At 34.4% G+C, this 9,533-nt stretch carries 21 protein-coding genes; all 21 read right to left on the bottom strand.

Annotation, left to right across the window (positions count from 1 at the left end; all coding sequences use genetic code 11):
• Genes rplO through rpsJ form a run of 21 tightly spaced genes read right to left on the bottom strand, consistent with a single transcriptional unit; the run spans position 1 to position 9,223 of the window.
• Complete coding sequence (gene rplO, locus BN350_RS17560; RefSeq protein WP_028044762.1) at positions 1 to 441, bottom strand: 50S ribosomal protein L15; 441 nt, start codon at positions 439 to 441, stop codon at positions 1 to 3.
• 11 nt (positions 442 to 452) lie between these two features.
• A complete protein-coding gene (gene rpmD, locus BN350_RS17565) occupies positions 453 to 644 on the bottom strand; it encodes a 50S ribosomal protein L30 (RefSeq protein WP_028044763.1) in 192 nt (63 codons plus the stop codon).
• 14 nt (positions 645 to 658) lie between these two features.
• Positions 659 to 1,222 (bottom strand): 30S ribosomal protein S5, encoded by a 564-nt coding sequence (rpsE, locus tag BN350_RS19750; protein WP_028044764.1) that lies wholly within the window; start codon positions 1,220 to 1,222, stop codon positions 659 to 661.
• A 14-nt stretch (positions 1,223 to 1,236) separates the two neighbouring features.
• Complete coding sequence (gene rplR, locus BN350_RS17575) at positions 1,237 to 1,593, bottom strand: 50S ribosomal protein L18 (protein ID WP_028044765.1); 357 nt, start codon at positions 1,591 to 1,593, stop codon at positions 1,237 to 1,239.
• A 28-nt stretch (positions 1,594 to 1,621) separates the two neighbouring features.
• Positions 1,622 to 2,167, bottom strand: a complete 546-nt coding sequence (gene rplF / locus BN350_RS17580; RefSeq protein WP_028044766.1) for a 50S ribosomal protein L6 — start codon at positions 2,165 to 2,167, stop codon at positions 1,622 to 1,624.
• A 29-nt stretch (positions 2,168 to 2,196) separates the two neighbouring features.
• Positions 2,197 to 2,589, bottom strand: coding sequence for a 30S ribosomal protein S8 (gene rpsH, locus BN350_RS17585; protein ID WP_028044767.1), 393 nt, complete (start codon positions 2,587 to 2,589; stop codon positions 2,197 to 2,199).
• A gap of 36 nt (positions 2,590 to 2,625) precedes the next feature.
• Positions 2,626 to 2,811: a type Z 30S ribosomal protein S14 gene (locus BN350_RS17590; RefSeq protein ID WP_008790806.1), complete on the bottom strand. Its 186-nt coding sequence runs from the start codon at positions 2,809 to 2,811 to the stop codon at positions 2,626 to 2,628.
• Positions 2,812 to 2,825: 14 nt separating this feature from the next.
• Entirely contained in the window at positions 2,826 to 3,365 is a 540-nt protein-coding gene (gene rplE / locus BN350_RS17595; protein WP_028044768.1) for a 50S ribosomal protein L5, read from the bottom strand.
• Positions 3,366 to 3,383: 18 nt separating this feature from the next.
• Complete coding sequence (rplX, locus tag BN350_RS17600; protein WP_028044769.1) at positions 3,384 to 3,716, bottom strand: 50S ribosomal protein L24; 333 nt, start codon at positions 3,714 to 3,716, stop codon at positions 3,384 to 3,386.
• A 15-nt stretch (positions 3,717 to 3,731) separates the two neighbouring features.
• The gene (gene rplN, locus BN350_RS17605) at positions 3,732 to 4,100 is read right to left on the bottom strand and encodes a 50S ribosomal protein L14 (protein ID WP_028044770.1); all 369 of its coding nucleotides are present in this window, start codon (positions 4,098 to 4,100) and stop codon (positions 3,732 to 3,734) included.
• A 28-nt stretch (positions 4,101 to 4,128) separates the two neighbouring features.
• Positions 4,129 to 4,389: a 30S ribosomal protein S17 gene (gene rpsQ, locus BN350_RS17610; RefSeq protein ID WP_028044771.1), complete on the bottom strand. Its 261-nt coding sequence runs from the start codon at positions 4,387 to 4,389 to the stop codon at positions 4,129 to 4,131.
• A gap of 16 nt (positions 4,390 to 4,405) precedes the next feature.
• Positions 4,406 to 4,600 (bottom strand): 50S ribosomal protein L29, encoded by a 195-nt coding sequence (gene rpmC / locus BN350_RS17615; protein ID WP_008790811.1) that lies wholly within the window; start codon positions 4,598 to 4,600, stop codon positions 4,406 to 4,408.
• Positions 4,601 to 4,602: 2 nt separating this feature from the next.
• The gene (rplP, locus tag BN350_RS17620; protein WP_028044772.1) at positions 4,603 to 5,013 is read right to left on the bottom strand and encodes a 50S ribosomal protein L16; all 411 of its coding nucleotides are present in this window, start codon (positions 5,011 to 5,013) and stop codon (positions 4,603 to 4,605) included.
• A 2-nt stretch (positions 5,014 to 5,015) separates the two neighbouring features.
• The gene (rpsC, locus tag BN350_RS17625) at positions 5,016 to 5,669 is read right to left on the bottom strand and encodes a 30S ribosomal protein S3 (protein WP_028044773.1); all 654 of its coding nucleotides are present in this window, start codon (positions 5,667 to 5,669) and stop codon (positions 5,016 to 5,018) included.
• 11 nt (positions 5,670 to 5,680) lie between these two features.
• Complete coding sequence (gene rplV / locus BN350_RS17630; protein ID WP_028044774.1) at positions 5,681 to 6,013, bottom strand: 50S ribosomal protein L22; 333 nt, start codon at positions 6,011 to 6,013, stop codon at positions 5,681 to 5,683.
• 20 nt (positions 6,014 to 6,033) lie between these two features.
• Positions 6,034 to 6,312, bottom strand: coding sequence for a 30S ribosomal protein S19 (rpsS, locus tag BN350_RS17635; RefSeq protein WP_008790815.1), 279 nt, complete (start codon positions 6,310 to 6,312; stop codon positions 6,034 to 6,036).
• Positions 6,313 to 6,330: 18 nt separating this feature from the next.
• Positions 6,331 to 7,164 (bottom strand): 50S ribosomal protein L2, encoded by an 834-nt coding sequence (gene rplB / locus BN350_RS17640; protein ID WP_028044775.1) that lies wholly within the window; start codon positions 7,162 to 7,164, stop codon positions 6,331 to 6,333.
• A gap of 58 nt (positions 7,165 to 7,222) precedes the next feature.
• Complete coding sequence (rplW, locus tag BN350_RS17645) at positions 7,223 to 7,513, bottom strand: 50S ribosomal protein L23 (protein ID WP_028044776.1); 291 nt, start codon at positions 7,511 to 7,513, stop codon at positions 7,223 to 7,225.
• Positions 7,513 to 8,139, bottom strand: coding sequence for a 50S ribosomal protein L4 (rplD, locus tag BN350_RS17650; protein ID WP_028044777.1), 627 nt, complete (start codon positions 8,137 to 8,139; stop codon positions 7,513 to 7,515). Before rplD ends, rplW begins: the two co-directional genes overlap by 1 nt.
• A gap of 22 nt (positions 8,140 to 8,161) precedes the next feature.
• Entirely contained in the window at positions 8,162 to 8,893 is a 732-nt protein-coding gene (gene rplC, locus BN350_RS17655; protein WP_028044778.1) for a 50S ribosomal protein L3, read from the bottom strand.
• Between the two features lie 21 nt (positions 8,894 to 8,914).
• Positions 8,915 to 9,223, bottom strand: a complete 309-nt coding sequence (gene rpsJ, locus BN350_RS17660) for a 30S ribosomal protein S10 (protein ID WP_028044779.1) — start codon at positions 9,221 to 9,223, stop codon at positions 8,915 to 8,917.
• Positions 9,224 to 9,533 lie beyond the last annotated feature (310 nt).

Raw genomic sequence — 9,533 nt, forward strand, 5'->3', positions numbered from 1 at the left:
TTAGATCACCTCAGTTTTTCCACCTGCAGCTTCAATAGCAGCAACAGCTGACTTAGAGAATTTTTGAGCTTTAACAGTTAAAGCAACTTCTAACTTACCGTCACCTAAAACTTTTAATCCGTCTAATTCTTTTTTAACTAATCCGCATTCTTTTAATGCAGCCATATCTACAACACTACCAGCTTCAAATCTGTTTAAGGCTTCTACATTAACGATTGCGTATTCTACTCTATTGAAGTTAGTGAAACCACGTTTTGGTAAACGCATGAATAAAGGTGTTTGTCCTCCTTCAAAACCAGGTTTCTTTCCTCCACCAGATCTTGCTTTTTGACCTTTTTGTCCTTTACCAGCTGTTTTACCAGTACCTGAACTTGTTCCACGACCAACACGTTTTCTTTCTTTACGTGCTCCTTCAGTATATTGTAATTCGTGTAGCTTCATGTTTACACCTCCTATTTACTTTCTTCAACTTTAACAAGGTGTTCAACAGTTCTAATCATACCTTGAATAATTTCATTGTTGACTTTTTCTACTGATTTGTGCATTTTTGTTAAACCTAACGCTTTAAGAGTATCCTTTTGATTTTTCTTAGAACCAATTGGACTTTTTACAAGCGTAATGATAACTTTATTTTCTTTTGCCATTTCTTACGCTCCTCCTATCCGTAAATTTCTTCAACTTTTTTATCTCTTAATTCAGCAACTTGTTGAGCAGTTTTTAATGATTTCAAACCTTCCATAGTTGCACGAACCATGTTGATTGGAGTTCTAGATCCTAAAGATTTAGAAATAATATCTGAATATCCTGCTAATTCAACAACAGCACGAACTGGACCACCTGCAATAATTCCTGTACCTTCAGAAGCAGGTCTTACAAATACATGCCCTGATCCAAACATACCATTAATTTCATGAGGAATAGTTCCATGAACGATTGGTACATTAATGACATTTCTCTTAGCTGCTTCAGATGCTTTTCTAATAGCATCAGGTACTTCGTTTGCTTTACCAGTTCCGAATCCAACGCGGCCTTTTTTATCACCGATTACGACTAATGCAGCAAAGCGGAATTTACGTCCACCTTTTACAACTTTTGTAACACGGTTAATAGTAACAACACGTTCTTCGAATTCTTTTTCAACTTTAGGTCCATTTCTTCTAGGTCCATTTTTTCTTGGTCCGTTTCTTCTTGGCCCATTTTCTCTTGGTTTACGTTGTTCCATTCTTTAACCTCCTATTAGAATTTCAATCCAGCTTCTCTAGCAGCTTCAGCTAGTGCTTTCACACGACCATGATAAATATAACCTCCACGATCGAATACTACATTTTCAATATTTTTAGCGATAGCTCTTTTCGCAATTTCTTTACCAACTTGAGTAGCAGCTTCTACATTTCCACCGTTTGCTAGTTTCATATCTACTGAAGATGCAGCAACTAAAGTTACTCCGTTTACATCATCAATAATTTGGGCATGGATATGAGAGCTTGAACGGAATACATTTAAACGAGGACATTCTGGAGTTCCGCTAATTTTTCTACGTACTCTAGCATGACGTTTCTTACGTAATTCGTTTCTTGACATAGTTTTAGCCATGATTAATAGCTCCTTCCTTATTTTTTAACTACTTTTTACCAGCAGTTTTACCTTCTTTTCTAATAATTCTTTCACCAACATATTTAATACCTTTTCCTTTATAAGGTTCAGGTTTCTTAACTGCTCTAATTCTTGCAGCAATTTCTCCAACTCTTTCCTTAGAAATTCCAGATACTTTAATTGTTGTTTGAGTAGGAGTTTCAATCTTAACTCCTTCTTCACCTTCAATTTCAACTTGATGAGAGAATCCAACATTTAATACTAATTTATTACCTTGCATTTGAGCACGATATCCAATACCAACGATTTCTAAATTCTTTTCAAAACCATTGTGTACACCTTCAATCATGTTTGCAAGTAATGCTCTTGTCGTACCGTGTAATTGTTTCACAGTCTTTTGTTCACTTGTTCTGTTTACTTTAATTTCATTTCCATCCATATCAATCTTGATTAATGGTGAAAATTGTCTTACTAAAGTCCCTTTAGCACCTGTTACAGTTACAGTATTATCATTTGCGATTTCTACTTTTACTCCTTCAGGTACATTGATAATTTTATTACCTACACGAGACATCAGCTACACCTCCTGCTTTCTTATTTTGATTACCAGATATATGCTAATACTTCTCCACCAACTTGTTTAGCTCTTGCTTCTTTATCAGTCATAAGCCCTTGAGAAGTTGATAATACAACGATTCCTAATCCATTTAATACTTTAGGAATTTCGTTAACTTTTGCATATTGACGTAAACCAGGTTTAGATACTCTCTTCAATCCTGTGATTACTCTATCATTACCTTTGTATTTTAAAGTGATTACGATGTTTTTAATGACACCTTCACCTTCAATTTTGTATCCTTTAATAAATCCTTCGTTTTTCAAAATTTCAGCTAATTGCACTTTTAATTTTGACATTGGAATTACAACTTCTTCATGACGTTGTTGATTCGCATTACGAATTCTTGTTAACATATCTGCAATTGGATCTGTTACCATTTACAGTGTCCTCCTTCCATTTGGGATTGTATTTTCTTACCAGCTTGCTTTCTTAACACCAGGAATTTCACCTTTATAAGCTAATTCTCTGAAGCAAATACGGCATAATTTAAATTTTTTAATTACTGAATGTGGACGTCCACAACGTTCGCATCTTGTATATTCACGAACTTTGTATTTCTGAGGACGTTGTTGTTTAACTTTCATTGATGTTTTAGCCATTAATTAAGTCCTCCTTATTTTTGGAAAGGCATTCCTAATTGTGCTAATAATTCACGACTTTCTTCGTCAGTTTTAGCAGTTGTTACGAATACGATATCCATTCCTCTTAATTTATTTACTTTATCAAAATTGATTTCTGGGAAAATTAATTGTTCTTTAACACCTAAAGTATAATTTCCTCTTCCATCAAATGAATTTTTAGGTACACCTCTGAAGTCTCTTACACGAGGTAAAGAAATACTTACTAATTTATCTAAAAATTCATACATTCTTTCACCACGTAAAGTTACTTTACATCCAATTGGCATACCTTCACGTAATTTAAATCCAGCAATTGATTTCTTAGCTTTAGTAATCACTGGCTTTTGTCCTGTAATTAAAGTTAATTCTTCAACAGCTTCATCTAATAATTTAGAATTGCTTACTGCATCACCAACACCAATGTTGATAACAATTTTTTCCATTGCTGGAACTTGCATTACAGAACTATAATTAAATTTAGTCATTAATGACTTACTAATTTCATTTTCATAACGTTCCTTTAGTCGGTTCATTATTTAACCTCCTTCCGATTACTTTTTCTTCTTTGTTGTTTTGTCTAATGCTTTTCCTGTTTTCTTATTGATACGGAATTTCTTTCCTTCGCTATCGAAATCGTATCCAATTTTAACAGTTTCTTTTGCTTTTGAATCATAGTATGCAACATTTGAAACATGAATAGGTGCTTCTCTTGTTACAATTCCACCTTCTGGATCTGTTTGTGATGGTTTAATGTGTTTTGTTACCATATTAACACCTTCAACAATCACTCTGTCTTCTTTTCTCAGAATTTGAATAATTTCTCCAGTTTTTCCTTTATCGCTACCAGCGATAACTTGAACTGTATCACCAACACGTAATTTCATCTTCTCGTTCTCCTCCTATAATACCTCAGGAGCTAATGATACGATTTTCATGAAATCTGCATCTCTTAACTCTCTTGCTACCGGTCCAAAGATACGAGTTCCTTTAGGTGAGTTATCATCTTTAATAATTACACATGCATTGTCATCAAACTTAATTAATGAACCATTTTCACGATTCACACCATATTTAGTTCTTACGATAACTGCCTTTACGACTTCACCTTTTTTAACTGTACCACCTGGAGTCGCTTGCTTTACTGTAGCTACGACGATATCACCGATGTTACTAAATTTTCTATTTGAACCACCAAGGTTTCTAATTACTAGTACTTCTTTTGCTCCTGTATTGTCAGCAACTTTTAATCTGCTTTCATTATGGATCATTTGAGTGACCTCCTTTCAGATTCTTTCATTATATAATTTCTGCTTTTTTAACAACTTCTACTAAACGGAAACGTTTAGTTGCAGATAATGGACGAGTTGCCATAATTTTAACAACATCACCATCTCTTGCAATGTTTTCTTCATCATGAGCCTTAAACTTTTTAGAAGATTTAACACGTTTTCCGTATAATTTGTGTTTAACATGAGTTTCTACTAAAACAGTAATTGTTTTATCCATTTTTGTAGAAATAACTGTCCCAGTATAAACTTTACGATTGTTTCTTTCCATTTTCTTCTCCTTCTAATTATTTGTTTAATTCTCTTTCTCTAATAATTGTTTTAATCTTTGCAATATTTTTTCTTACTGTTCTAATACGAGCAGTATTTTCTAATTGACCAGTTGCCGCTTGGAATCTTAATCCAAATAATTCTTTCTTGTACTCTTCTACTTTGTTAAGTAATTCTTGAGTTTCTGTATTTCTAATATCTTGAACTGTCACAATTACTCACCTCTTCCAATAATCTTACACTTGATTGGTAGTTTATGAGATGCAAGTCTTAATGCTTCTCTTGCAACTTCTTCTTCTACACCAGCGACTTCGAACATAACACGTCCTGTTTTTACTACTGCTACCCATTCTTCTGGAGCACCTTTACCTGAACCCATACGGACTTCAAGAGGTTTCTTTGTTTTAGCTAAATGAGGGAAAATTCTAATCCAAACTTGACCACCACGTTTCATATAACGGTTCATAGCGATACGAGCTGCTTCGATTTGTCTTGAAGTAATCCAAGCACCTTCTTGAGCTTGTAATCCATATTCACCAAAAGAAACTACAGTTCCACCTTTAGCTTTACCTTCATATTTAATTCTATGAGGTCTTCTATATTTAGTTCTCTTAGGCATCAACATGATTATTTATCCCCTTTCTTCTTTGCAGGAAGAATTTCTCCCTTACAAATCCAAACTTTTACTCCTAATTTTCCATAAGTTGTATCTGCTTCTGCAGTCGCATAATCAATGTCAGCTCTTAATGTATGAAGAGGTACATTTCCTTCAGAATATCCTTCTGTTCTTGCCATATCAGCACCACCTAAACGACCTGATACACAAGTTTTAATTCCTTTAGCTCCAGCTCTCATAGCACTTTGAATTGCTCTTTTTTGAACTGTTCTAAATGAAGCACGATTTTCTAATTGTTCTGCAATCTTGTTAGCAACAAGTTGAGCAACAACATCTGGATTTTTAATTTCAACGATATTGATAAACACTTGTTTACCTTTTACCATTTTAGCAACTTCTTTTCTTAAAGCATCAACTGCTTCACCATCTTTACCAATAACAACACCAGGTCTAGATGTATGAACGAAGATGTTTACTCTGTTCTTAGATCTTTCGATCTCAATATTTGCGACATAAGCGCCTTTTAACTTTGCATTTAAGAATTCACGAATTCTAATATCTTCGTGTAATAATGAAGCAAAGTCTTTATCATTAGCATACCATCTTGAATTCCAATCACGGTTAACGCCAACACGTAATCCTACTGGACTTACTTTTTGACCCATACTTTGCCCTCCTATCTTTCAGCAACCACACATGTAATGTGGCTTGTTCTTTTTAAAATTTGAGTCCCGCTTCCTTTTGCTCTTGCACGGAATCTCTTTAATGTAGGACCTTCGTCTACAAAAATTTCTTTAATGAATAATTTATCTTCTTCTGCACCTTCATTGAAAACAGCGTTCTGTGCAGCAGATTTAACGACTTTAATGATTGCAGGTGTTGCACTTTTATTAACGTATTCTAAGATACCAAGTGCTTCTTTCACATTCTTACCTCTTACTAAGTCAACGACTAATCTAGCTTTTTGAGGCGAAACACGAATCATTTTAGCTTGTGCTCTTGCTTCCATGTTATTTTTCTCCTCTCTTTCTATTTACCTGACTTTTTATCATCAGCATCATGACCATGATAAGTTCTTGTAGGAGCAAATTCTCCTAACTTATGACCTACCATATCTTCAGTTACATAAACTGGGATATGTTCTCTTCCGTTATATACTGCGAACGTATGTTCAATAAATTGTGGGAAGATTGTAGAACGTCTTGACCATGTTTTAATGACTTCTTTTTTACTTGCAGCGTTTAATGCTTCAACTTTTTTCATTAAGTGTTCATCCACGAATGGACCTTTTTTTAAACTTCTTGCCATATTCTATAACCCTCCTTCTTATTTACCGTTACGACGACGCACGATCATTTTGTTTGAAGCTTTCTTTGTATTTCTTGTCTTAACACCAAGAGCTTTTTTACCCCATGGAGTCATTGGAGCTTTACGACCGATTGAAGTTCTACCTTCACCACCACCATGAGGGTGATCATTAGGGTTCATAACAGAACCACGAACTGTAGGTCTAATACCTCTCCATCTGTTACGACCAGCTTTACCATAGTTAACTAATCCATAGTCTTCGTTTCCAACAACACCAACTGTTGCTCTACAAACAGCTAAGAATTTTCTAACTTCTCCAGAAGCTAATCTTACAGTGACATATTTTCCTTCTTTACCTAAGATTTGAGCAGACACACCAGCTGATCTAGCCACTTGTCCACCTTTACCTGGTTGCATTTCAATATTATGGATAACAGTACCTTCAGGCATATTTCCCATTGGTAAACAGTTTCCAACAATAATATCAGCATTTTCTCCTGATACAATTGTCATTCCTACTTCTAATCCTTTAGGAGCAAGAATATATCTCTTTTCACCATCTGCATAATGAATTAATGCGATGTTTGCTGATCTATTAGGATCATATTCAATTGTTGCAACTTTTCCAACAACATCATCTTTATTACGTTTGAAATCAATAATACGATATAAACGTTTATGTCCACCACCGTGATGACGAGTAGTGATAACACCTTGGTTATTACGTCCACCTTTTTTAGATAAACGGATTGTTAATGATTTCTCTGGCTTAGTTGCTGTAATTTCTTCATAAGTCAAAGAAGTCATATTACGACGACCGTTTGTCGTAGGCTTGTATACTTTAATAGCCATCTTAGTTCCTCCTTATTTTTCTTATCTGGAATGGAGATCATTCCAATAGTTTGAAATTTTATTCATCACCGAATAAGTTAATTTCATATCCTTCTTTTAATTTAACAATTGCTTTTCTTCTCTTATTTGTTTTACCAACATATTTACCCATTCTTTTTGTTTTAGGTTTCACATTCATAATGTTTACACTATCAACTTTTACGTCAAACATTGTTTCAACTGCCTGCTTTACTTCAATTTTATTAGCAGTTGTATCTACATCAAATGTATATTTGTTTTCGTTTTGTTGTAACAATAAAGATTTTTCTGTAAGTACTGGTTTCTTTAAAACATCTGTAATATGTGCCATTATGCCAATACCTCCTCAACAGCTTTGATAGCTCCTTCAGTCATGACTAACTTAGTGCTATCTAAGATATCATATACGTTAAGTCTTTTAGAATCGATTACTTTAACTCCAGGAATATTTCTTGCAGATAAAGCAACATTTTCATTAACTTCGTCCATAACGATTAATGTTTTTCTATTTGCTTCTAAGTTTTCTAAAACTTTTACCATATCTTTAGTCTTTGGTGCATCTAAAGTAATATTATCTAGTACAGTTAATTCACTATCGATAACTTTTTGACTTAAAGCAGATTTTAATGCTAAGCGTCTTACTTTTCTGTTCATTTTTAACTTATAGTTTCTATCTGGTGTAGGTCCAAATACAACTCCTCCACCTCTCCATTGTGGAGCACGGATAGATCCTTGTCTAGCTCTACCAGTACCTTTTTGTCTCCAAGGTTTCTTTCCTCCACCTTTGACTTCAGTACGGTTTTTCACTTTATGAGTCCCTTGTCTCCATGAAGCTCTTTGTAGTAAGACCATATCAAAGATTGCTTGATTGTTTGGTTCGATACCAAATACTAATTCATTTAATTCTGTATCTTTTACTTTTGTACCTTCTTGGTTATATACTGCAACTTTTAACATTAGTGTTCCTCCTTTCGCTTCATTATTCAGCAGCAGCTGTTTCAGCTGCTTCAGTAGTTTCTTCTACTACTGGGCTTTCAACGATTTCTTCTTCATAGATAATTAAATCTTCAGCAGGGTTAACCTTACCATTTCCTTTAACAGCAGTTTTTACAACAACTAATCCTTTTTTAGGACCAGGGATTGAACCACTGATTAATAATACATTGTTTTCAACATCAACAGCAATGATTTCTAAGTTTTGAACTGTTCTTGTTACATTCCCCATTTGTCCTGGTAACTTCTTACCTGGAGCGATTCTGTTAGGAGCGATAGGACCCATTGAACCAACGATTCTATGAGCACCTGAACCATGTCCCTTAGGACCAATGTGTTGATTATGTCTTTTTATAACACCTTGATAACCTTTACCTTTGCTAGTTCCTGTTACATCTACGACTTCACCAGCTACAAAGCTATCAACTTTAATTTCTTGACCAACTTCATAACTCATCATTTCGTCATAACGAAATTCTTTAATGAAGCGCTTAGGAGCTGTTTGAGCTTTTGCAACATGTCCTTTGTGAGCTTTCGTTGCTAATTTTTCTCTCTTATCTTCAAAACCAACTTGGATTGCATCATATCCATCAGTAACAGTTGTTTTCTTTTGTAATACAACATTTGGAGTTGCTTCTACAACTGTAACCGGGATTAATCTTCCATCAGTAGTGAAAACTTGAGTCATTCCAATCTTACGACCTAAGATTCCTTTCATGAGTTACACCTTAACCTTTCCTTATAATTTAATTTCGATATCCACACCACTTGGTAATTCCAAACGAGTTAATACATCAACTGTTTCTGGTGTTGGATTCACAATGTCAATAAGACGTTTGTGAGTTCTGATTTCAAATTGTTCACGAGAATCTTTATACTTATGAACTGCTCTTAAGATAGTATAAATTTCTTTTTCTGTTGGTAGTGGTACTGGACCTACTACTTGAGCACCTGATTTTTTAGCAGCTGCTACAATCTTTTCTGCAGAAGCATCTAAGATTTTGTGATCAAATGATTTCAATCTGATTCTAATTTTGTTGTTTGCCATGAATTATTCCTCCTTCTGTTTGCCAATTAAATTGGCTGCTCTGCACGAATTACCTGAAAACACCCTTCCGCTCATGACAACGGCTATCAGCGTTTCAGCAACCTCGCACTTCTTCGCATTTCACAACAAGTGCATTTTACACTAAAAGAGATGATAAATCAAGCATTTTTTGTATATTTATTCATTTTTTTATTACATTATTTTGACATATTTTTAATGACTCATTATCCGCTCTCTATTATCCTATTATTAGATACTAATTACCCATCATTCCTATTAATAGGCTCCATTAGTATGCTCAATGATCAAC

The organism is Candidatus Stoquefichus massiliensis AP9 (assembly GCF_000455285.1).
Taxonomy (GTDB): Bacteria; Bacillota_I; Bacilli_A; order Erysipelotrichales; family Coprobacillaceae; genus Stoquefichus; species Stoquefichus massiliensis.